21 protein-coding genes are annotated in these 23,649 nt (G+C 47.4%); 5 read left to right on the top strand and 16 right to left on the bottom strand.

The window, feature by feature from the left end; genetic code table 11:
• Positions 1-161 precede the first annotated feature (161 nt).
• Together abc-f and I2B62_RS12535 are read left to right on the top strand one after the other, a co-directional pair.
• Positions 162-2,099 carry a ribosomal protection-like ABC-F family protein gene (abc-f, locus tag I2B62_RS12530; protein ID WP_195269406.1) on the top strand — a complete coding sequence of 646 codons (1,938 nt, stop codon included), beginning with the start codon at positions 162-164 and terminating at the stop codon, positions 2,097-2,099.
• 88 nt (positions 2,100-2,187) lie between these two features.
• Positions 2,188-2,418, top strand: a complete 231-nt coding sequence (locus I2B62_RS12535) for a hypothetical protein (protein WP_038354041.1) — start codon at positions 2,188-2,190, stop codon at positions 2,416-2,418.
• A gap of 43 nt (positions 2,419-2,461) precedes the next feature.
• Here I2B62_RS12535 and I2B62_RS12540 read toward each other — a convergent pair whose 3' ends face one another.
• The 4 genes from I2B62_RS12540 to I2B62_RS12555 form a co-directional block, all read right to left on the bottom strand.
• Positions 2,462-2,749, bottom strand: a complete 288-nt coding sequence (locus I2B62_RS12540) for an arsenic metallochaperone ArsD family protein (RefSeq protein ID WP_195269407.1) — start codon at positions 2,747-2,749, stop codon at positions 2,462-2,464.
• Between the two features lie 239 nt (positions 2,750-2,988).
• Positions 2,989-4,239, bottom strand: coding sequence for a Glu/Leu/Phe/Val dehydrogenase (locus I2B62_RS12545; RefSeq protein WP_195269408.1), 1,251 nt, complete (start codon positions 4,237-4,239; stop codon positions 2,989-2,991).
• A gap of 160 nt (positions 4,240-4,399) precedes the next feature.
• On the bottom strand, positions 4,400-5,329 hold the full coding sequence (locus tag I2B62_RS12550) for a hypothetical protein (protein ID WP_195269409.1): 930 nt from the start codon (positions 5,327-5,329) through the stop codon (positions 4,400-4,402).
• A 152-nt stretch (positions 5,330-5,481) separates the two neighbouring features.
• A complete protein-coding gene (locus I2B62_RS12555; protein WP_195269410.1) occupies positions 5,482-7,494 on the bottom strand; it encodes a sensor histidine kinase in 2,013 nt (670 codons plus the stop codon).
• A 38-nt stretch (positions 7,495-7,532) separates the two neighbouring features.
• Here I2B62_RS12555 and I2B62_RS12560 point away from each other — a divergent pair, with 38 nt between their 5' ends.
• Positions 7,533-9,257 carry a hypothetical protein gene (locus tag I2B62_RS12560; protein ID WP_195269411.1) on the top strand — a complete coding sequence of 575 codons (1,725 nt, stop codon included), beginning with the start codon at positions 7,533-7,535 and terminating at the stop codon, positions 9,255-9,257.
• Positions 9,258-9,274: 17 nt separating this feature from the next.
• Here the strand turns inward: I2B62_RS12560 and I2B62_RS12565 are convergent, their stop codons facing one another.
• The 5 genes from I2B62_RS12565 to I2B62_RS12585 all read right to left on the bottom strand — a co-directional run bounded on the left by I2B62_RS12565 (position 9,275) and on the right by I2B62_RS12585 (position 14,024).
• A complete protein-coding gene (locus tag I2B62_RS12565) occupies positions 9,275-9,970 on the bottom strand; it encodes a response regulator transcription factor (protein WP_195269412.1) in 696 nt (231 codons plus the stop codon).
• Positions 9,971-10,112: 142 nt separating this feature from the next.
• Positions 10,113-11,741: a chaperonin GroEL gene (groL, locus tag I2B62_RS12570; protein WP_195269413.1), complete on the bottom strand. Its 1,629-nt coding sequence runs from the start codon at positions 11,739-11,741 to the stop codon at positions 10,113-10,115.
• 49 nt (positions 11,742-11,790) lie between these two features.
• Complete coding sequence (gene groES, locus I2B62_RS12575; protein ID WP_013379350.1) at positions 11,791-12,075, bottom strand: co-chaperone GroES; 285 nt, start codon at positions 12,073-12,075, stop codon at positions 11,791-11,793.
• Positions 12,076-12,281: 206 nt separating this feature from the next.
• On the bottom strand, positions 12,282-13,076 hold the full coding sequence (locus I2B62_RS12580) for a class I SAM-dependent methyltransferase (RefSeq protein WP_195269414.1): 795 nt from the start codon (positions 13,074-13,076) through the stop codon (positions 12,282-12,284).
• A gap of 246 nt (positions 13,077-13,322) precedes the next feature.
• The gene (locus I2B62_RS12585) at positions 13,323-14,024 is read right to left on the bottom strand and encodes a type 1 glutamine amidotransferase domain-containing protein (RefSeq protein WP_195269415.1); all 702 of its coding nucleotides are present in this window, start codon (positions 14,022-14,024) and stop codon (positions 13,323-13,325) included.
• Between the two features lie 518 nt (positions 14,025-14,542).
• Between I2B62_RS12585 and I2B62_RS12590 the strand changes: the two genes are divergently transcribed.
• Positions 14,543-15,976, top strand: a complete 1,434-nt coding sequence (locus I2B62_RS12590) for a trimethylamine methyltransferase family protein (RefSeq protein ID WP_195269416.1) — start codon at positions 14,543-14,545, stop codon at positions 15,974-15,976.
• A 59-nt stretch (positions 15,977-16,035) separates the two neighbouring features.
• Positions 16,036-17,277 (top strand): MFS transporter, encoded by a 1,242-nt coding sequence (locus I2B62_RS12595; RefSeq protein ID WP_195269417.1) that lies wholly within the window; start codon positions 16,036-16,038, stop codon positions 17,275-17,277.
• A 27-nt stretch (positions 17,278-17,304) separates the two neighbouring features.
• Here I2B62_RS12595 and I2B62_RS12600 read toward each other — a convergent pair whose 3' ends face one another.
• The 7 genes from I2B62_RS12600 to I2B62_RS12630 form a co-directional block, all read right to left on the bottom strand.
• A complete protein-coding gene (locus I2B62_RS12600) occupies positions 17,305-18,729 on the bottom strand; it encodes a sigma 54-interacting transcriptional regulator (RefSeq protein ID WP_195269418.1) in 1,425 nt (474 codons plus the stop codon).
• Positions 18,730-18,889: 160 nt separating this feature from the next.
• Complete coding sequence (locus tag I2B62_RS12605; protein WP_347707819.1) at positions 18,890-20,143, bottom strand: Nramp family divalent metal transporter; 1,254 nt, start codon at positions 20,141-20,143, stop codon at positions 18,890-18,892.
• Between the two features lie 107 nt (positions 20,144-20,250).
• Positions 20,251-21,261, bottom strand: coding sequence for a tRNA (adenosine(37)-N6)-threonylcarbamoyltransferase complex transferase subunit TsaD (tsaD, locus tag I2B62_RS12610; RefSeq protein WP_195269420.1), 1,011 nt, complete (start codon positions 21,259-21,261; stop codon positions 20,251-20,253).
• 12 nt (positions 21,262-21,273) lie between these two features.
• Entirely contained in the window at positions 21,274-21,981 is a 708-nt protein-coding gene (locus I2B62_RS12615) for a TIGR01906 family membrane protein (RefSeq protein ID WP_195269421.1), read from the bottom strand.
• Positions 21,974-22,417, bottom strand: a complete 444-nt coding sequence (gene rimI / locus I2B62_RS12620; protein ID WP_195269422.1) for a ribosomal protein S18-alanine N-acetyltransferase — start codon at positions 22,415-22,417, stop codon at positions 21,974-21,976. The genes I2B62_RS12615 and rimI overlap by 8 nt, the downstream gene beginning before the upstream one ends.
• 1 nt (position 22,418) lies before the next feature.
• On the bottom strand, positions 22,419-23,111 hold the full coding sequence (gene tsaB, locus I2B62_RS12625; protein ID WP_195269423.1) for a tRNA (adenosine(37)-N6)-threonylcarbamoyltransferase complex dimerization subunit type 1 TsaB: 693 nt from the start codon (positions 23,109-23,111) through the stop codon (positions 22,419-22,421).
• Between the two features lie 139 nt (positions 23,112-23,250).
• Positions 23,251-23,637: a MerR family transcriptional regulator gene (locus tag I2B62_RS12630; RefSeq protein ID WP_195269424.1), complete on the bottom strand. Its 387-nt coding sequence runs from the start codon at positions 23,635-23,637 to the stop codon at positions 23,251-23,253.
• Between the last annotated feature and the right edge of the window lie 12 nt (positions 23,638-23,649).

A 23,649-nucleotide genomic window follows, 5' to 3' on the forward strand; every position in this document is an offset into this window, starting at 1 on the left:
CTCCTCCTCATGTTGTAATTTATTCTTTTATACCCATTTAGATGCAAAATATTCATCATTTTGCAAATTTCTTTTTCCTGCCGCTGTCCGCAGTCGACACACCTCCTCTTTTTTGGTATCATATATAAGGAATACTATGGAAAGAACAGGCAGAAAACCCTATGCTTATAAATATTGAAAATCTTAGTTTTAGTTACGGCATCAATGAAATCTTTAACCAGCTGAGCCTCTCCATACAGGAAAAGGAGATGATCGGCCTGGTGGGGCGCAACGGCTCAGGTAAGTCCACCTTTCTCCGGCTGCTCGCCGGCAGCCTCACGCCCGACAGCGGCGTCATCAGCAAAAAATCCAGTTTATCCATCGGCTATCTGGCCCAGGAGGCCGATTTTCCGGCAGACACCACCCTGAATACCCTTTTCCTCTCTGTCTTTGATCCGCTCATCAAAATGGAGGAGCGTCTGCGTCAGCTGGAGCACCAGATCGGTGAAACAAGCGGTCCGGAGCAGGAAAAGGTCATGAAAACCTACGGCGAGCTGCAGGACCGCTTCGCAGAGCAAAAGGGCTACGAATACCCCAGCCGTATCCGCGGCATTGCCAAGGGCCTCGGCTTTACCGATGAGGATATGGCAAAGCCCTTTGGCGTTTTGTCCGGCGGTGAAAAGACACGGGCCGCCCTGGGGCGCAACCTGCTTCAGGAGCCTGAGCTGCTGCTGCTCGATGAGCCCACCAACTACCTGGATATCGACTCCCTCCAGTGGCTGGAGCAGTTTTTAAAGGCCTATGACGGCGCTTTTGTCATCATCTCCCACGACCGTTACTTTCTGGATAAGGTCTGCGGCCGTATTCTGGAAGTCTCCCGCCATTCGCTGGACAGCTACATTGGCAACTACACCACCTATGTGGAGAAAAAGGAAAAACAGCTCATGGACCTGGACCACCAGTATGCCCAGCAGATGCGCGAGATTAAACGCCAGCAGGAAATGATCGCCCGCTTCCGCCGCTACAACTCTGTGCACAGCTCCAAACGCGCCGCCAGCCGGGAGAAGGCTCTGGCTAAAATGGAGGTGGTGGAAAAAGTACAGACCGAATCCGACGCCCATTTTAACTTCAAGCCCCGTATCCAGAGCGGCAAGGATGTCCTGACCGTCCGCGATGTGTCAAAGTCCTTTGACGGACAGCCCCTTTTCCAAAATATCTCCTTCGATATCCACCGCGGCGACAAGGTGGGCATCATCGGCGCCAACGGTATCGGCAAAACGACCCTGTTCCGCATTATCCAGGACAAGGTTTCCCGGGACAGCGGTGTCATTGAATACGGACATAAGGTCCATGTTGGTTATTATGACCAGGAAAATAACGACCTTAAGCAGTTTTACAACGAGAACCTGCTGGAGGCCCTGTGGGACATTGACATCCATTTTACCGAGGGCGAGCTGCGCAGCATTCTGGCCGCTTTCCTGTTTACCGGCGACGATGTGTTCAAAGCGGTCAGCTCGCTGTCCGGCGGCGAAAAGGCCCGTCTTCTGCTGGCGCGCCTGATGCTGTCCCAGTCCAACTTTCTGCTCATGGACGAGCCCACCAACCATATCGACATGCGCACTAAGGAGATTCTCGAAAACGCCCTGATCGCTTATCAGGGAACACTCCTGTTCATCTCCCATGACCGATACTTCCTCAACCGGGTGGCGACTAAAATATACAACTTCACCCCAACCGGTATTGAGGTCACGCTGGGGAATTATGATGACTATATCCATTACAAGGACGAAGCCGCCCTGCGTCAGGCCCTGGAGGCTGAGAAAAACCGGACCGTGGTCACCAAAACCCAGCAGAAAGCAGACCGTAAAAAACAGAAGGAGCAGGAAGCCGCATTCCGCAGTAAAAAGAAAGAGCTGAAAACCGTGGAGGCAGATATCGAGCGCCTGGAAAACGAAATCGCCGCCTGTGAAAGCGAGATGTGTCAAAACGATTTTTACGACGATATGGACCGGGTAAGCGCCGTAACAGCTGCCTACAATACCGCCAGAGAGGCTGTGGCCGGCCTGACCGACCGCTGGGAGGAGCTGCTGCTCGAGATTGAGGAATGGGAAGAACAATAATATTCTTCATATCCCGCCAGATAATCTCTTGATTGTCATGGGATAATTGTTATAATAATCTAAAAACAGAAACCAAGGGGATAAAAATATGAAATTAAACGAACAGGAAAAAAGAGTCCTGAACAGTCTGTTCAGCGGCATCACAGGAACGACCCGAAACGAGATGCTCTGTGCGCTTTACGCTGCCAAGCCGGCCAACGACGGCACTGTGGATTCCCAGGAGATTATCACGCTGGTCAACGGGCTCATCTTGAAAATTTACAACGCAGAACCGGAGGAAATGCAGGAGGTATTCGCCGGCATTCCGTACGAGGTTTAGAAAAAAAGCTGCATGGCCATGCACAGGTCATACAGCTTTTTTATTATTCCGCCTTAACGCTCCATTTCATGAGCTCATTATAGTCCGGGTACGCACCCTTTTTCCAGATCTCACCGCCGACGACGGTGATGGGCATCGCTTCGACACCCTCCTGCAGCAGCACCTGCTCCACAGGACGGACCTCTGTCATCAAGCTCGGATTGTCCCAGATATTAAACACGTTAATGGTGATCCCGGCATTCTGGAAAGCCTTCAGAAGCACATCAAAATCAATGACTCCCTGCTCACCGTTATGATTTAATGTCGTTTCATAAATATTAATTTCTGCCATCGCCCAAACCTGCTTTCTTTCGTTTTTATCATTATAACACAAACCGCCGCGGCAGGTTAATGGCAATATCTGTCCTCAAAGAGAAAAATATCGAAAAAAACGGTATACGCCAAAACGACGTACACCGTATTATTTTATCCCATTTTTCAGCATTCAGCGCGAGAGAGCATATTTTTTATTATGTGACCGAGCTCAGAACACACGGCAACACAGCAGTTCAGGCGTTTTTGACGCCAGAATTAGTACCAGCCTTTAAGTTTCATAGCCTTGGCGATTTTTTTGATGGCGTAGTTGAAGGCCGCGGTACGCATGTTGGAAGCTTTTTCATTGACCAGCACGTCGTATACGCCGTTGAAGGCTTTGACGATCAGGTCTTCTTCTTTTTCAAAAACTTCTTCCTTGCTCCAGTAATAGCCCTGAAGGTTCTGAACCCATTCAAAGTAGGATACAGTTACCCCGCCGCTGTTGGCCAAAATATCCGGCACGATGAACACGCCCTTGTTAATTAAAATTTCGTCTGCTTCTGGCGTTAAAGGTCCGTTGGCGCCTTCGCTGATGATTTTTGTCTTAATTTTATCCGCGTTGTCCTTGGTGATGGCTCCGCCCAGACCGCAGGGCAGGAGGATGTCACATTCGATTGAGAAGATTTCGTCCTTATCAAATGGTTTTGCATCTGGGTAACCTGCCAGATCGTTGCCGTTTTCTTCGTAGTATTTCATTAAGGCCGGGATGTTCATACCTTCAGCGTCGTATAAACCATTACGGCTGTTGGCAATGGCGATGATCTTGCAGCCCTGCTTGTAGAGCCATTCTGCCGCAAAGCTGCCGACATTTCCAAAGCCCTGGAGTACGACGGTCGCGCCCTTAAGATCCAGACCGATTTTAGCGGCTGCTTCACGTACAGTAAAGCCTACGCCGTAGCCGGTAGCTTCAGTTCTGCCCAGGGAGCCGCCCAGCTCCAGCGGTTTACCGGTGAACACACCGATATTCTGACTTCTGGTAATGGCATTGTACTCATCAATCATCCAGGACATGATCTGGCCGTTTGTGTTAACGTCCGGCGCCGGAATATCAAATTTTTCTCCGAATGCCGGGTGCATTGCTTTTACAAAGCCTCTTGTCAGGTTTTCAAGCTCACGTTCAGAGAGCTTTTTCGGGTCAACGGTGATACCGCCTTTACCGCCGCCGTAAGGGATACCGGCTACAGCACACTTCATTGACATCCATGCAGATAATGCCTTGACCTCGCCTTCATCCACGCCTGGATGGAATCTCAAACCACCCTTTGTTGGTCCAAGTGCGGAATTATGCTGTGAACGGTAGCCCTTAAAGACCTTTTTGCTTCCATCGTCCATCTGGACCGGGAAAGATACTTCATAAAAGCGGTTTACCTCGCTCAAAAGATCATATACGGCTTCCTTATTATCCAGTTCCATTTCATCAATCGCGTTGCGCAATTGCTGTCGGTACATTTCAAATTCACTCATCATTTTACGTGTTCCTCCTACGTATTGTTTTAAGTTGTTGCTTCCTTGATAAACATTATAATATTAATGTATACATTAGACAATATTTTTTTGCTAATCTTTGGTTTTTTTTTAATACACTAAAGCAAAAGGCCGAATCCCGGACGGATTCGGCCTTGATTTTTTAATTCAATGTTTTTCTGGACCACAGTGTGACGCCTGCGATCATCAGTGTGCATAAAAACAGCGGGATAAGGTCAATCGTATCCTCGATCCCCGTGGACGGCGCTTCAGATGTTTCTGAAATCTCCGGCTGTTCTTCCGGAGACTGCTCACCCGCAGCATTATCGGCGGTTTCCACAATACCTGCCGCTGACTCCAGCTTTTCCTCACTGTTTACAATGGTCTGCTTGTTAATATTGTCAGACGCCGTCGATGTGGTAAAGCTCTGGGCCTCATCACTGGTGTTTTCCTCACTGTTGCCAAAGAAAACAGCGCCTGAAATTCCCTCGGCATTTTCCGGCATCTGGTAATCCTGGGCATTACCCTCATTGCCAAGGGGTTCGATGGCTGTCACAGCGCCATCCTTGGTTTTAACCATCATGTTGACAGACATGAGCTCACTGCCTTCGGCCGGCTCTGTGATCATACGAAAACGGGCCCCTGCCGGTATCACCGCAAGGACCTTGTTGCCAGGGCCGCTGACAATTTCATCCTCCAGCTCAATGCTGATGGTGCTGTTCAGGGCATTGGAATCCACAAAGACCTCCGCCAGGTTTTCCGGTTCTGCCGGAACCGCTGCTTCATCTTCTGGTTCCTGAACCGCTGTCTCCGGCGTTGGCGTTTCGTCTTCCGCCTGCTCCGGTGTGCCTGCCGGCGGCTTATCCGCTTCGGTATTTTCCTCCTGCGCCTCTGTCTCCGGCGTCACTGTCACAGCCGTATCCGGCGTTGCCAGCGGTTCCTGCACAGAGGGTGTTGTCTGAGATTCAACCGTCGTCGACGGCTCTGTTGTCAAGGTCGTTTGCTTTGGCGTCGTTTCCTCTGCCAAAACAGGGAGGCAAACGAATACCAGTAGGCCCGTCAGGACAAATAACATCTTCTTAATACTGTTCATTGCTCCTCCTATCTTTTTCCTTTTTAAAATTCTTAGTCATTATACCACAAGCCTGTTTTTTTGAAAAGTCATTTAAGCTGATCCTTCTTCCACAGCACAAAAGCACTGTGTTCCAGAGACCGAAGCGCTGTCTGAAACGCTCCTGAGCATACTTAAAGGGTTTTAAGCCGGATGGTGAAGACCGTTCCCTCACCCATCTCCGATACCGCGTCGATGGTTCCGCCGTGAGCCTTGATGGTGTACCGGACAATAAAGAGTCCAAGCCCCTGCGAGCCACTGCCCTCACCGCGCGTGGTGAAAAAACGGTCAAAAATTTTGGGCAGAATATCCGGCGGTATTCCCGCGCCGTTATCTGAAAACCGTATGACTGCCCAGCCCTGCTCCAATGTGAGCTCAACCACAATCCTGCCATTCATGGGTGTGAAGCTCATGGCATTATAGAACAGGTTTTCAAACACACGGTAGATCAGTTCCCGATTGCCCATCATCTCGATGGGCTTCCCAGGTTTGATCACACTGAAGCCTACACCGTTAGCCTCCGCGTCGGGCCAGTTATTCTCATAAAAGTCATCCAGCAGTCTGCCGAGATCCATTTTCTCTTTTTTCATGACAGCCTCATCCTGGCTGGTGAACTCCTGGAGGCTGCGCACCTTTGTCTGTACCTCGTTGGATTTCTGATTGATCACTTCAAGGTAGCGCTGGATTTCATCGTCCACCTGCACGTTGCCGTATTTCACCAGCTCGATAAAGCCCTGAATGGCTGATACCGGCGCTTTGAGGTCGTGGGCCAGATCCGAGAGAAATTTTTTACGCTCGTTCATCAGAGTCGTCAGCTCTCTGGTCCGCGCGGCCACCTCCTCCTCAAGATGCGCTGTGAGGCGCTTGTTTTCATTTAAAACCTGCCGGTAGTAAAAGACCATCATACCGCCAAAGATCAATACCAGAATAAAACCGCAGTACTCGCTCTGCCAGCCGGTATAGATGGGCTCAAAGGCATTGCTGCTGGTGATCTGGACCAGCAGGCTGATACCGAACACCGCGTTGGCCGCCATGAGAAAATAGGCCTTTACCTCCCTCTGCTTAAGGGCCAGAACCGCGGCGGCCATCAGATAGACAAAGACCAAAAGCTGGTAAAAATCCAGAAAACCGCCATAGGCACTGACCAGCCAGGGCGCGCCCGGCAGCACCAGCAGGGGCACCACCACCGAGACCACACACAGGGTGGCAGAAAGCGGCAGGATGAAAGCCCGGTAGATGCTTTTCCGGCTCACCTGTGATATAATACTGCTGATAGCAACCACACACAGCAGCATGACGTAGTAGGCGCAGTCCTCAAGGGCATAGAGTGATCCGGTCAGAGGCACGCCGATCCACCGCAGCGGCTGGTAAGCCACGTGCAGCCCAAAGGCCAGCGTCATGAGGCCATAGTAGAAAAAGAGCCGGTCTCTCTTCGGTGACATCCAGACCACCAGCGTAAAAAGCGCGATGACCAGACTGGCAATACACAAAAACGCATAGAACAGCTGATTCATAAAAATCAGGTGGCTGATCTCTGAAGCTTCCCCCAAAATTGGCGGATAATAGATACCGCTGTAATAATGGCTGAAATTGGCGGTGTTAATGAGAATATCTGTTTCTGCCCCTGCCTCAAAGCTGACGACCGTATTTTTTATATAAGGCTTATAGGCCTGGGGATCGGTAACCCCCAGGGATTCCACAAGCTCGCCGTTTATCCAGATATCTGCGCTCGAAAAGATTTCCTGAAAGGCGATGCTTAAAACAGCTGGCTGGCCCTCGTTGATAATTTTCAGATGGTAGGCGCCGGTTCCATAGGGTGAATGCTCACGCCCACCCATGGAGAAATCCGGATATTGACCGATATAGACATATTCTGCCGGCTCAGGCTGCTCAGATCCATCCGTCGCAAAATCCACCGGATTCAGGTGTTTTCCCTGAAAAAAAGCCCAGCCGTCCACCAGACATAACAGCTTGTCTTTAGAAAGAGTATCCGCCGTCAGTGTCAGAACGCCGTTCTCTGCCTGAGGCGTGGTCTGGGTGTACTTATTGTCCACCCGGTAGAGCCACTGTATGAGCGCCAGGCACAGGGCCGCAGAAATGATTAAAATTATCAGCCCGAGTGTAATAGCATTGAATTTCTTTTTCATTTTGTCATTCCATTTCGATTATTGATAAGGAGAACCCTATGTCCGCGATTCGTTCGGTAAAATACTTCATTTTGTTTGTGCTCCTCCTTCTTTTCTTGGGAGCCCTGCCCCGCGAAGCCAGCGCGATGATCCTCGGTCCGACGACTCCGCCCGCGGAGGAATCCCCCAGCTGCGACGCCTTTCAGGCCTGGCTGGACGAAAATCAGGATACCGGCGGAACCTATGTGCTGGACGAGGATCTTGTCATTACCGACTATCTGAGCGTCTACCTGCCCCAGGTGCCCATCATCATCGAAGCCGGACCACACCACATTTACGTTAAGGATACTGCACTGCTCGAGATCATCGGCGGCAATATCACGATCACAGGGGCGGGCGGCGCAGAAGGGCTGATCCGCATATCGCCCATGGGCACCCTTCTCTTTGAAGCCTGCCGCATGACGGCCGAAAATGGCACTGCGCTCTTTTACGAGGGCGGCGATCCCACAAACTGGTCCATTTATGTTGGAGCCTCACTGAATGGGCCCACCACCATTCAGGCTTACGGCGAAAACGCCCGCGGAATTGTCTGCGAACAGCCCGATCCCCTTGTTCTGGCCAACCTGTTCGTCGACACAGACGGTGCGGGCAGCGCCGGGGTTTCCTCAGTTTCGGATATCTCCATGACAAATTGCAGCGTCACGGCCACAGGCCTCAATGCCGCCTCTGTTATTTCACAGAACGGCAGCGTCACAGGAACTCTGTGCCGCCTTATACCGGAAGCTCCTCAGTTTTCCTGTGACAATACCCGTTGGGTCATCACCGGGCTCGACCCGCTAAATTTTGTCCTGCGGCCCTTTACCGCTTTCGAGGAAAGCGGGCTGCCGGATTATGTGACCGTCAGCATCACGAACAGCGAGGATCCATACGACACCGGGCACATTTCGCTGGCTGTCCGCTGGGACCGGGCCGCCTATGACGCCGGCCTTGAAAAAAACGAGCCTTTTACGCTTTTCGGCACCCTGGAGTCCCGCGATGACATTCTTACCGATACTGCCCGGGTGCCCACAGCGGCCATCTCCTTTAAAGAGGCCAGTCCCATTAATGACCTGAGCGTCACAACCACGCCCGATGTCCGGATGTGCAGGCTTGCCTTTGATTTTACGCCACCCGCGGGCGCCTCCTTTGTCAAGCTTCAAAAGTCAGTTGATGACGGCAACAGCTGGATCAGTGAGGATATCACCCAGGCCTACAGTCTGAACGCCGCGGGTAAAGCCTGTTATGAGGATATTCTCAAAGAACCCGGTGCTGTGCTGTACCGGCTGAAGGTAATCGGTTCAGCCTACGCGGGCTATTCCAACACGGTCGCCTGTACCTTTGAATCCCTGCCCCTCACCGGAGAGGAGCCTGAGGATATTGACGGCAGCCGCGGCGGCGGCGGAAGAAGCGAGGCCAGCCGTGACCCCGGCAGCAATATTTTTGAGAACATTCTCCGTTATACACCATTCAGCAGCTCCTCCGGCAGCGGTTCGGACGGTTCGGGGGGCATCGGGAATCTGAACGCTCCGGTCCCCGCCAGAGGCCCCGATGACATGCTGCGGCAAAACACAGCTTCTTCTGCCACAGGCGCAGACGATTCCTCCGGAGGCCAAAGCCATCCCCAGGCCTCCACTGCTGCTTACACCGCCTGGGCGGTGCTGGGGCTGCTGCTTGTCCTTTTGTTTTTCATCGGCGCGGTTCTCTGGCTGAATCCTGCCTTCCGTTCCCGTTTCTTCAAAAAATAAGTTTAAAGCTGAGGCCTCTACACCTCAGCTTTTTTTGTCGCCACAAATTTATAACCTTTTCCCCAGACCGTCTGAATATACTGGTGTTCCTTTGAAAAGGAATTGAGTTTTCTCCTGATCTGCGCCACATGAACCTGAACCGTGTGCGCGTTTCCCAGATCGGGCAGCTTCCATACTCTTTCAAAAATATTTCTCTGGGAAAATACCTGATTCTCATGATTCGCCAGAAAAAACAGGATGTCAAACTCCGCCGCAGTCAGTGAAATCGTCTCACCCTCATAGGATACGCTCCGCGCCGCCTCGTTGATGCTCAGCTTTCCAAAATCCAGGGCTTCGCAGCATTTTGTTATGCCCTCCTGCTGGCGTATGCGCGCGCAGATACGCAGCTCAAGCTCTCTCAGGCTGAAGGGCTTGATGACATAATCATCGCCGCCGGAAACAAAGCCGTTAATCCGCTTGTCCTCCTCTGCGTAGTTTGACACAAAAATAATCGGGACATTCGTACGTTTTTTTACTGCTTCACACACCTCAAAGCCATCCATATCCGGCAGCGCCACATCCAGCACAATGCAGTCCAGGGGAATGTGCGCCGCTGTTTTCAGGCACTCTCCGGCGTTTGGGGCCGTATAAACCTTATAGCCTCGGCCTGTAAAATAAATCCGCGTTACTTCCAGTATCGAAGCATCGTCGTCTACTATCAATATATTATACATTTTGCTCTCTCCTGCCTAAGCTCCAATAAAGCCATTATACATAAAAATGTCCCTTTTGAAAACTAAAAAAGCGGGATATTAAGTTTTTACTTAATATCCCGCCTGTTTTAAAATCATATCATTCTATTTATATTGGTTTTTATTACATCATTGGCATTCCGCCGCCACCCATTGGAGGCATTGCAGGAGCAGCTTCTTCCGGTAAATCAGCTACAGCAACTTCGGTGGTTAAGAACATTGCGCAGATGCTGGCAGCGTTCTGGATCGCTGTACGGGTTACCTTGGTCGGGTCGATGATACCAGCTTCGATCATGTTGACGAATTCGCCTGTCGCAGCGTTGAAGCCGATGCCGTTTTCTTTACTGCGCAGTTCGTTGACAATGACAGAGCCTTCAAGGCCGGCATTTTCAGCAATCTGACGAACAGGTTCTTCAATGGCACGGCGGATGATAGCTGCACCGATTTTTTCGTCGCCTTCCAGAGTATCGATTAAAGCGTCTACCTTGTCTAAGGTTTCGATGAATGCAGATCCACCACCAGGTACCATACCTTCTTCAACACCGGCTCTTGTCGCGTTCAACGCGTCTTCGATGCGGTATTTACGTTCTTTCAGTTCTACTTCAGTAGCAGCACCAACCTGGATAACAGCTACGCCGCCTGCCAGTTTAGCCAGACGTTCCTGTAATTTTTCTTTGTCGTAATCCGATGAGGTTTCAGGGATCTGAGCCTTGATCTGAGCAACTCTTTCTTCAACAACCGCGCGGTCGCCCTGGCCGTCAACAACAATGGTGTTGTCCTTGTCAACCTTAACCTGACGGGCACGTCCTAACATGGACATGTCGGCATTTTTCAGTTCCAGACCAACTTCTTCAGAAATCACCTGACCGCCTGTTAAAGCAGCGATATCCTGTAACATGGCTTTTCTTCTGTCACCGAAGCCAGGCGCTTTAACAGCGACACAGTTGAAGGTTCCTCTTAATTTGTTCAGTACTAAGGTTGTTAAAGCTTCGCCTTCAACATCTTCAGCAATGATTAAAAGCTTAGCGCCCTGCTGTACAATCTGTTCCAGTACTGGGAGTAATTCCTGGATATTTGTAATTTTCTTGTCTGTGATTAAGATATATGGGTTGTCTAATTCTGCAACCATTTTTTCAGTATCAGTTACCATGTAACCTGATAAGTATCCTCTGTCGAACTGCATACCTTCGGTAAATTCCAGTTCGGTTCCCATGCCCTTGCCTTCTTCAACAGTGATAACACCATCGTCGCCGACTTTTGTCATGGCTTCTGCGATTAAATCACCGATTTCGGTGTCAGCGGCAGAGATGGAAGCTACCTGAGCTTTCGCTTCTCTGGTTTCTACAGGTTTGCTGTTGGCTTTCAGTTCGTCAACAACAACTTCTACAGCCTTTTCAATCCCTTTTTTCAGAACCATCGGGTTTGCACCGGCTACAACGTTTCTGTTACCTTCTCTTACAATAGCCTGAGCTAATAAGGTAGCGGTAGTAGTACCATCACCAGCTACATCGTTTGTTTTGGTAGCAACTTCTTTAACCAGCTGAGCGCCCATGTTTTCAAAAGCGTCTTCCAGTTCAATTTCTTTAGCAATGGTAACACCATCGTTTGTAATGGTTGGAGCACCGTAGCTCTTTGCCAGGATAACGTTTCTTCCTTTTGGTCCTAAGGTTACCTTTACAGCGTCTGCTAATTTATCTACACCAGCGATCAGTGATTCTCTGGCGTCTGCACTGAATTTAATGTCTTTTGCCATTTTAATCTTCCTCCTGAAATTTATAATCTATTAAATGTGGTTTTCTGAATTATTCAACAATTGCTAAGATGTCAGACTGTTTCAAAATCAAGAATTCTTCTTCACCGACCTTTACTTCAGAGCCAGCGTATTTAGAATAAATAACTTCGTCGCCTTCCTTGACATCCAACGGCACTTTTTTGCCATCTACGATTTCGCCGGAGCCTACAGCGACAACGGTTCCCTGCTGTGGTTTTTCCTGTGCAGAACCTGGTAACACAATACCGCTAGAAGTCGTTACTTCTTCTTCTTTAACTTTGATTACAACCTTGTCTCCCAATGGTTTTAAACTCATTTTTGATTCCTCCATTTTTAATGATTTATGATTTTTATTATTTTCTTCTTGTTAGCACTCATTACCTCTGAGTGCTAACATTATATTAAACCATTCTCTCAAAATTTGCAAGACCTTTTTAATAAATTTAATGACTTTTTTCAGGATTTCAGGATTGTTTAATATTTTTTTGCAAATAATCTTCTTTCAGGCACTTCCAGACTGCATTATTCCTGCTGCCACCTAAAAACAGCCAGCCGGTTGTTGAGCTTTGCACTTAGAATACCGATAATTTTACTGATCAGCGTCGATTTCCTCAGCTGTTCCGCAAAACTCTTTTCACTGATCAGCTTTATTTTAGCGTCCAGCGCCTCAAATTCCCTTCCGGATTTTGTGCCCCATCCAAACTTAGCGTCGGTGTGCTTGACGGTTTCGTGCTTTTTCTCATCCATCATGGACGGATTCATCATTTCCACCACGAGGAATCCCTTATCAAAAAATGTGGTCAGATTATTGATAATTGTCTTAGTCTGTTCCCTGCTGAAATACATAAACAATCCCTCCGCAATAACAATCACAGGGTTTGTGCCCGCCGCTGTTTTTACCGCCTCTATCCAATCTGTATCAATGACGCTTGCGCCGATCATTCTGCGGCGCTTCGTTTCCTCATACACGCTTTTCCTCACCTTTATTGAAGCTGGAAGGTCCACGTCAAACCAGATCGTCCGCCCGTTATCTACCCTCTGGAATCGGTCGTCCAGACCGCACCCCATATTTACACATACGCCGTCAGGATATTTTTTCAGCAGCTTTTCAACTGCGTTATCAAACATAATCGTTCTGGCGATTACACATTCATGGGTAAACAGCTTGTCGTAATCCTTTGTGTCAATATCAAGCATCCTGATGATTTCCACTGCTTTTTCATCTCTGATGCGGGGATGCTTCCTCAATGTTTCGCTCGCCCTGTTTGAAAGCGGAATCAGCGCTGTTACCCCGACATCACCTAACTGTAGTTCCATTACAAGCTACCTCCAAATTGAAATTAGTCATATCAGTATTCTTTCTGGTTATCCTTATTTAAAAAGTTAGTTTAAACTAACCAAAGAATATCATTGAAGCAGCCATCTGTCAAGATAATCCTGCGCTGCCTTTATCTTCCTGATTATTTCAATCCAAAGTCAGGAATATCTCAAATAAAAAAGCACAAATGCCTGTCAAGCATCTGCGCATTTTTACTAAGACGTTCTGTATCCTCACCATAAACATCATAACCGGGTCTGGCCCTCGCCTAAGCTTTTCAGCAGGCATTTTGCCACAGCCTGTCCCGACATGGGATTCTGCCCTGTTATCAGGTGACCGTCCTGTACCGCAAAAGAACTAAAAGCGCGTTTCTTCACAAATTTTGCTCCGCGCTTCCTGGCCTCTTTCTCAGTACCAAAAGGCACCAATCTGTTTTTTCCGCTCAGAATTTCTTCCGTTTCTGTAAAGCCAGTAATGGTTTTACCCGATATGAGATAGTTGCCATCTGAATTTTTTATATTCAAAAGCCCTGCCAATCCATGGCACACAGAGGTTACATAACCGCCTGCTTCGTAAATCTCCCGGCTGATTGCCTGCAAAGCTTTATTATCCGGGAAATCCCAGACCACCCCATGGCCGCCTGTATAGTAGATCGCCGTATAATCGGAAGCATTGATATCCGATGGCTCAAGGGATTGTGCCAGTGCCCTGTTCTGGAAATCCTCTGAATTATAAAAAGCAAACACGTCCGCATTGACATAAGCGTTTTTCAGACTGCGAGGGTCGATTGGCACATAGCCTCCCCTCGGGCTGACATAATCAATTCCATAACCAGCACGTACCAGCTCCTTCACAAACTCAGTCGCTTCGGACAGCCATAGGCCAGTTGCCTCATTTTTTGCTCCATATTTTGCTGTATTGGTCAAAACTACTAAGATCTTTTTCATTTTTGCCTCCGTTACATCGCAAGTTCTAGTGGATCACTGCAACTTATATACCTTTTTAGATAAAATCTAAACATCTAATCAGGCCGCCTGCAGACCACCAGATCACTTTTCAGATTACGCCTGCCATAAATATGAAAAAGCAGTTCTCGCTCAATACCGATTGAAAGCTTCTGGTCACTGGCATCATAATAATCAATGCTGGTGCATCTTGACAAACTGACTCATAGATAAAAACAAAATTTTTAATACAGCTTCTTTATTTTAGTAATATTTTCTTTTTTACGTAAAATAGACAAATTATTTTACACTTTTCTTCAAAACATAGCCTACTCGGAAGACATAAACTGTATATTTTTTTGTCACTGACAATTACCTTTACGCTTTTTATTCTTTTTACGCTTGGCAACGCTTTAAAACAGACTAAATACTCCAAATTTTCATATTATTTTTGGCATATTCCTTGCTTTATATAAACATAAAGTAAATGGCGCCATACAAAATTATTGAGGAGAATATCGATGAAAGCATACGAAAAATATATTTCTAAGGCAGATATTGAAAAAATACACGCGCATACGCTCACTATTTTAAAAAAGGTAGGCGTAAAATTTGAACACGAAGAGGCTTTATCTGTTTTTAAAGCGCATGGAGCAAGAATTGAAGGTGACAAGGTTTATATCGAAGAAAAAATGCTTGAGGAAGCTTTAAAAACCGTACCAAAGAAGTTTACAATCTATTCGTCAAAGGGCGACGTTCGCATCGGCGGCCACAGTTATGTAAAGCTTCCGGTGTCCGGTTCTGCTTATTTACAGGATGGCAACCGAATAAGAACTTTTACAAACAAAGATATTATTGACTGGGTTAAGCTTTCGGATACAAGTCCTGTTCTAGATTGTGTGATGACGAATCCCTGTTTTACCTCCAAAAAATTTACACAAAATGAGACTGAGCTTGGGTTTTTGGCTTTACTTTTAAAATATGCCAATAAGCCAGTCCCTTTTGCAAACCCAAATACCGCGACGGTTGCAAAAGGCCGGCTCCGCGAGGCCTACAGAAGAGGAATCCGCCTTGTTCAGGATTATGAAGGTATTTACGACAAGGTTGTCGGCTCACACGGCTTTAACCCTATTACACCTCTGTGCTATGACCATGATCCGCTTGAAAGGATGTTTGCAGTCTGTGAGGAAAGACAGGGCGTTTGGTTTGCCACCTGCGCGATGCCTGTGCTCACCGCCCCATTTTCTGTCATCAGTCTGCTGACCGTGGCCAATGCCGAGCTTCTCGCTGGTATTGTTTTATCTCAATTAATTCAGCCTGGCACACCCATTATATATGCCAATGTTTCAGGTTCAACGGATTTGCGTTCTGTACAGCTTTGTATGGGAAATCCCGAAGCTGCGCTTATTTTTTACGCCACTGCCGGCATCGCAGACTATTATGGTATCCCTTTCAGAACCGGAGGCGCTTTTAGCGACGCAAAGGAACTGGATTATCAGGCAGGTATGGAAGCCATGTTATCCATTCGGACAACTTCTGAGGTAAAACCAGATATGGTTTTTCACGCTTTGGGCACAATGGGGACATACAATGTTACTTGCTTTGAAAAATTTATTCTGGACGAGGAAATTTATAATTTCACTGAACGTCTCAATTCTGGTATTGATGCCTCAGAAGAAAAATTCTGTATGGACATTGTCGAAAAAACAGGGTCTCGCGGCAATTTTCTTACCGGGCGCACCCCCAAAATGTTTCGTGAAGAATTCTACGTTACAAAATATCTGAACAAACTCGATCCTAATGAATGGCAAAATCACGGCTCACTTTCTCTGAAAGAAAAAATGCAGGGAGAAGTGAAAAAACGTATTGATTCCTTCAAACCTACGCCTGTCACAAAAGAACAGGAAAAACTGTTAAATCAATATATTCCGATCGAATATCGTAATGGATTATAAAATATATTTTGCCGCAGAGACTGATGTCTGTTCTCTGCGGCTGCATTAAGGAGTTTATCATGTCTAAGATAAAACGTAACTTTTTAGTCGGATTAATCAGTATAATGGTCGGGCTAATCTATTTTATTCCCTATATTCGCTTTTCTTTTTATGATCAGTTTGTCACTGCTTTTCAGCTGACAAACTTTGAGTTTGGTAATTTAGGATCAATCTATGGGCTGGTTTCACTTTTCTGTTACCCGATCGGCGGCGTCCTGGCTGATAAATTCAGCTCTCGTGTAATGCTGGCGGCTTCCTTCTTTGCCAGTATGGCTCTGACTTTCTGGGAAGCTTCATTTCCTGATTATACTTCCCTGGTCATTATCAGCGCACTCTTTGCAGTTTTTAACGCCGGTACCATGTGGGCCGCTTATATTAAACTGCTGCGAAGCCTAGGAAATGAGAACGAACAGGGTAAAATCTTTGGAACAAGCGAGGCTTTACGCGGCATTATCAGTGCCATTGTCGGCTTTATCTTTCTGGGACTGCTGAGCCTTTTTACCAGCCAAATCTCAGGTATGCGTATGATTTTGCTATCATTTGGCGTTATCTATGGCCTTTTCGGTGTTTTAAGCATCATCTTTCTTCCAAAAACCGAAAAAAAGCAGAACGAATTGTCAACGGATACTGAGGACGCTGCGAAGGAATCCAGTATACTCTGTAAAATCAGCAGAGTGCTCAAACTTCCTGGAACCTGGCTGCTCTCCATTTTCATGTTCAGCTGCTATTGTGTCATCATGTCTGGTGTAAACTATCTGGGAACATATGCCACCCAAATTTTAGGAATTTCTGAGGAACTTTCGGCGGGACTCGCTATTTTCAGAAACTATATTGTCGTGGTGCTGGCCGGTATACTTGGCGGTATTTTAGCTGATAAAGCAAAATCAAAATTGATTTTTATTATTTACCTGTTCTGTGGAATCGTAATCTGCTCTGGACTCAGTCCTTTCCTGACATCTGTGGTAATACTTTCTATTGCCGTCTCAATGATATTAGCCTTTTTATACTATAGTGTAAAATCCATATACTTTTCAGTTATGGGTGAAGGTGGAATTCCACTGGAATTAACCGGCATCGCAACAGGTATTATATCCTTTATTGCGTTTATTCCTGACGCATTCATGACTTCGCTCATGGGCTCCTGGATTGACGCCGACCCAGTCAGCGGCTTTAACAAAATATTTATATGGATGGTTGCCTGGTCCATTATTGCCGCTGTATTTGCCTTTATTATTTATCGAAAAGGAAGAAAAAACAGTTGAGCATTACAAAAAGGCTCTCTAAAAAATTTAGAGAGCCTTTAGTTCATATTTGTTGATTTTATGATGCAGTGACTGCCTGGTTATATTAAGCGTCTCTGCCGTTCTTGTAATATTGAAGTTATTTTTTACTAATGCCGCTTCGATCAAATCTTTTTCATATTGATCCAATGTATTTTTCAAGTCCATATTTTCATGTATAACCATTTTTCCAGAAAAATGGTAACTACTTTCAAACGATTGTATATATTCAGGCAAATGTTCCTCATCCAAAACCAGATCATTGTTTTTCATCATACAAATACTCTGATGCAGCACGTGTCTGAGTTCTCTTACATTACCCGGCCAGGAGTACTCTGAAAACTTTTTTCCCACTTCTGGTGAAATACTTGTCACCTTTTTACCCAACACTGGTCCCAGTGTTTCCAGAAAAAAGGCCGTTAGTATTTTTATATCCTGTACTCGTTCTCTTAAAGCTGGAAGATTAATATCAAAGACTGCCAAGCGATAGTATAAATCCGCTCTTAATTTAGCCTCCTGAATTAATTTTTGTGGCTCCCTGTTGACTGCGCTAATAATTCGCACGCTGCAGCTTCTCTCCTCTGTTTCGCCGACTCTCCGGTATTTACCAGTTTCCAGAACACGCAAAAATTTAGACTGCATTCGTATATCCATCGAATTGAGCTCATCTAAGAACAAGGTGCTGCCTTCCGCTTCATACAAGAGGCCCTTTGTATCCAAAGCCCCTGTAAAAGAGCCTTTACGCGTGCCAAAAAGAGTGGACTCCAGTAAATTTTCCGGAATGGCGGCACAGTTTACTGCTACAAAATTTTTCTTGTAATACACACTGGCGTTATGAATACTCTGCGCAAACAGCTCTTTTCCAGTCCCGGTTTTACCATATATCAGAATAGGTTCCAATGTTTTCGATGCAATTTTTGCCTGTTCGATACACTTTTTTATTTTTGGGCTTTCTCCAACAATACTTTCAAAAACATATTTTGTACCATTGTGATATTCAAAATCTTCACTGCTTTTCAGCTCGATCTTTTGTTTGTTTATGACTGAAACCATATTTAAATAATCAGAAATTTCCCTGTACACACACAACACCAGACGAAGTTTTTGCTCTTGGTCAAATAAAGGATAGGTGCTGCAAACCGACGTTATTTTCTGATGATGATTCGTCTCATAAACATTGATTACATTTTTAAGCGATTTTCCTGTTCTCAGTGTTTCCATAATAAGAGATTTCGACTTCTCCTCTTTTCGCGTCTTTGCTTTATGGTACAAATCATTTGGTTTTTTACCAAGAACCTCCCCGTGGTCATAACCTTCAATTAATTCACAACCTTTCGAATAACAGACAAACTCTCCACAACGATTAACAGCGGACAGGCAATAGTCTTCTATCTGTGACAGCTCGTCAAGGTTAATGTTTATAGCATCCTTCATATTAATACCTCTCAAAAAGTTAATGGTTTTCAACCAAAAATAGTATACCATAAAATCCTGTTTTTACGTACTTATTTTAATCTCATTTCAAAAAACGGTATACGCCAAAACGACGCATACCGCTATATATCGTGGTTCATTGCGTTAAAAAATCCAAATTTCACTGAAAGCTGCTCACCAGCAGCATGACATTCAGCGCTGTTACCAGTATTCCGACAATCAGCAGAATCGTAAAGTCGATCTTGCCATTGGCAAATTTCCCCATGATTTTCCTGGAGGTGGTCAGATAAATCTGGAGGAAAATCGTGACCGGCAGCTGGATGGACAGGAGCATCTGACTGTAAACCAGCCCCATAAACGGATCGGTCACAAAGAAGATAATGACCAATGCCGCCAGAAAGATACCAACGATCCCAAGCTGGCTGTGGCGGTCGTGAATATCGTAGGGCTCCTTGAACATCCCCGCCACAATGGTACCGCCTGCCATGCCAGCAGTAACGGATGAGCTGATACCTGCCATCAAAAGAGCAAAGGCGAAAATCAGCGATGCGCCCGAGCCGACCAGCGGTTTGAGCATATCGGCCGCCTGAGAGAGCTCGGTTACCTGCAGGCCCGCTTTGTAGAAGGTCGCCGCTGCCATTAAAATCATGGCGCTGTTGATGGCCCATCCGATAATCATGGACACCAGGGTATCTGTAAACTCAAATTTCAGTTGTTTTTTGATGACAGATTCTTCCTTCGTATTCCACTGCCTGCTCTGGATTATCTCGGAGTGCAGAAAAAGATTGTGGGGCATTACCACAGCGCCCAGCACGCTCATGATCACCAGCATGGAGCCTGGCGGTGTCGATGGTCTGACCCATGAAACAGCAGCAGCGCCCCAGTCGACATGAACCATAAGTATCTCAACCAGAAAGGAGACACCGATCAATGATACAAAGCCGATGATCCAGCGCTCCAGCTTTTTATAGGAGTTGCTTAAAAGCAGGAACAGCGCCAGGGCCGTTACCAGGATGGAGCCGATTTTTATGGGAATTGAAAAAAGCATTTCGAGTGCAATGGCCCCGCCCAGTACCTCTGCCATAACGGTGGCGATTGTCGCCAGGACAGCGGTCGACAGAACCGGAACGCTAAGCCACTTGGGCAGATATTGGCTCGCCGCCTCCGACATACAGTAGCCCGTCGCGATTCCAAGATGCGCGGCGTTATGCTGTAAAATAATGAGCATAATGGTGGAGAGCGTCACCATCCACAAAAGAGAATATCCATACTCTGCCCCGGCCGCCACATTGGAAGCCCAGTTGCCCGGATCGATAAAACCCACGGTAACCAGTAAACCCGGCCCAATGTATTTTAAAATTTCAAGACCGCCTTTATGCTCGCTGTGAGGACCGCCCTGAAGCCATTGCCTGATTCGATTCAAATCAAATGCACCTCTTTCCAGTCACACTGCAAAGCGGTATACGCCGAAACAGCGTGTACCGCTTTACACTGTCGCTTTTAATAATAGAATAATACCCATTATCTGCTGCCAATCTTCAGGCCGGGTACAGCATTTAAATACAAGTCGCTTTTTACATCATTGATATAGTTGTAATAGGCCATGGAGCCGATCATTGCAGCATTGTCTGTACACAGTATGGGCGCAGGGTAATACAGCTCAAGCCCGTTCTCCTCTGCCTTCTCCTGCATCATTTCCCGTAGCAGGCTGTTGGCGGAAACACCGCCGGCCATACAGATTTTATCGACCTTTTGTTCCAGCGCGCAGTGAATCGCTTTTTCAACCAGCACCTCGATGACTGCCAGCTGGAAAGAGGCGGCTACGTCTGCCACCACGATGGGCTCCTCCTTCATCTTTTTACTGTTCAGGTAATTGAGCACCGCGGATTTTAAGCCACTGAAGCTGAAATCGTAGCTGTCCTTTTCCAAAAAAACTCTGGGAAACTCAACCGCGTGGGCGTTTCCCTCCCGGGCGGCCTTATCAATGGCCGGGCCTCCGGGATATCCCAGGCCCAGAACTCTGGAAATTTTATCATAGGCTTCTCCCGCCGCGTCATCCCTTGTCTTTCCAATGATCTCAAAGGTCTGGTAATCCCGCACCATTACCAGGTGGCTGTGCCCGCCGGATACCACCAGTGTTAAAAAAGGCGGCTCCAGATCCGGGTACTGCAGGAAATTTGCGGCGATATGCCCTTCAATATGGTTTACGCCGATCAGAGGCAGTCCCAGGCTGTAGGCCAAAGCCTTGGCTTCGGATACGCCGATCAGCAGCGCCCCCACCAGCCCCGGGCCGTTGGTCACCGCGATGGCGTCAATATTCTGAAATCCCAGCCCACTTTCCTCCAGGGCTTCTTCGATAATATATGGCAGCTTCATCACGTGGTTTCTGGACGCGATCTCAGGCACCACGCCGCCGTATTTTTTATGTATATCAATCTGTGAGTAAATCCGGTTGGTCAGAACCTTTCTTCCGTCCTCAACCACTGCCACCGAGGTTTCGTCACAGGATGTCTCAATGCTTAATATTTTCATAGAACTCACTTTCTAAAATTTTCTTTTTGAATTTTTCATGAATTTCCGCTGAGCAAAACGCCGGCTGAAAAAGCCGCCGCCCACAGCCCCAATCAGATAGACCACTGCTGCGATGATCACGATTCTCAGCCCCAGCGCGATAAAATAAGGTTCAGGCACAATGTTGATCAAAACACTTTCATTCGGGTCAAGATACCAGTAATCATTGGTAAAGATCAGCCGGTGGGCCGCCTGAAAAACAGCTGTAAAATCAAAAACAGCTGCCAGAGCCGCTGCCAGAAGCAGCACCAGACCAAAAACAGAGCCGCCGAGCACGGCCTTGGCAATGGCCGCTCTGTTCCAGAAAAATAACAGGATCAGCCCCGCCAGGAACAGAACACCACACACCACCTGAACAATCACCGCCACCTTTAAAAGACCGAACACATCATCCATGTGAATCCGTTCTTCCTCATTAAAAAGCGGAACGTACAGATCATTTTCCATCTCGGCATAGATATTAAAATCCTCGCGCTGCCCCTTCAGGAAAGCAAAAATCTGATCCGTTACAGCCGGCAGCTCCTTCGACGCAATGCCGGTCGTCTGGGAAACATTGTTTTTATCCAGCTGATCCAGAAAAAAGCCGCGGTCAAACACCGCCCATTCCATCGAGGTTATAAGTACAAAAACAGGGAACACAATCCCCATGATAATGGCTGTTGCCAAAGATTTTTTATCCAAGATCACCCCTCCTCATCATAAGGCCGTTTGCGTGGTCCGGGTAATAATTCTCACGAATGCTGGCGGCCGAAAAGCCCATTTTTTTATAGAGACGAATTGCAGCCACATTGGTTTCCTTGACCTCCAGTGTCATGCAGCTGCACCCCTGGGCTCTGGCGGTTTTGATCAAAGCCGCCATGAGCTGGGTACCCAGGCCGTTTTGTCGGTATTTCCCGAGAATACCGACATTCATCACCTGCGCCTCGTCCACCACACACCAGATGCCCGCAAAGCCGACAACCTGTCCCTCCGCTTCCACCACCAGATATTTGGCAATGGGGTTATTGTATTCATTGACATACGACTCGAGCGACCATGAACCCAAGCCGCACGCCTGTCCGATTTCATATAAGTTGGAAGCGTCCTGCTTCCGCATTTCACGTATTTCTGCCGTCATCCTATTTTTTATGCTCTTCAGCATAGGAAGGACGGATATAAACTGGTTCGACGCTTTTATAGTCCTGCCACTGCTTTTTAAGCGCGCGCTCAACTGCCAGAGTTCCCGCCGACGAAGCCCGGTTCATGGATAAATGCTGCTTCACCTTGATTATTCCCGGCAGGGCTTCGGCCATTGTCTCGTAAAAGCGCGGAACGCCGTCCCCCAGCAGGTAAATCGGGCCGTCGGAATAATCCTGCAAAATTCCGATGAGGACCTCAATATCCATAACCGAGTCCTCAAGCTCGGCCACCATGCCCTCCTCCTCATTAAAGCGGAACAAGCCCGTATAAACCTGTGACCGCTGGGCGTCGAGGATCGGACAGACCACACCGTCTGCGTAGGGCAGATTGCAGGCCAGCGCCTCCAGCGTGGAAACTGGAATCACCGGTTTATCAAGCGCCTGGGCAAAGCCCTTGACCGTCGCCATACCGATGCGCAGCCCCGTAAAGGAGCCCGGCCCGTTAACAATGCCAAAGGCGTCCATATCCTGAATGGTCAGGCCGGCGTCCTTGAGCATATGGTCGATGGCGGGCATCAGCTTTTCAGAATGCTTTTTCTGAAAATTGACGATGGTCTCACAAACCAATTTATTCTCATCCACCACTGCCGCGGTCGCGACAATCGTGGCAGTATCAACTGTCAAAACTTTCATGATTAACCTTCTTTATCTTTCTTTTACCTTTTATTATAGCCCAAATGCTCTGAAATTAAAACTAAAAAAGCCTAAACCGCAAAAACAGGCGCGTGCCGCCCTGGCACACGCCTGTCTTAACTTACTTTGCTCTTAAATTCTAGTCGCCCCTTTTTTGAAGGCGCTTTTCAGCGACATGGAGTCCCTCCTCATAATGCTCAATCTTCTGGTTTAAACGCTCCAGCGTGGTCTGCATTTCCTTCATGCGCTCAACCAGCACATCCCGCTGTTCAATCAGAATGGTCTTCCGGGCCTCAACGGTCATTTCTCCCTGCTGGAAAAGAGCGACGTAGTCGATCAATGCCTCAATGGGCAGCCCGGCTCCGCGCATACATTTGATAAACTCCACCCAGCCGCAGTCTCTTTCCGTAAAATCCCGAATCCCGCTGGCGCTTCGGTTTACTCTGGGAATCAACCCAATCCGTTCATAATAGCGGATTGTATCCGCTGAAAGCTCGTATTTTTTTGCCACTTCCGAAATGGTCATGCTTCTCTACCT

It is taken from the genome of Eubacterium sp. 1001713B170207_170306_E7, from assembly GCF_015547515.1.
GTDB lineage: Bacteria > Bacillota > Clostridia > Eubacteriales > Eubacteriaceae > Eubacterium.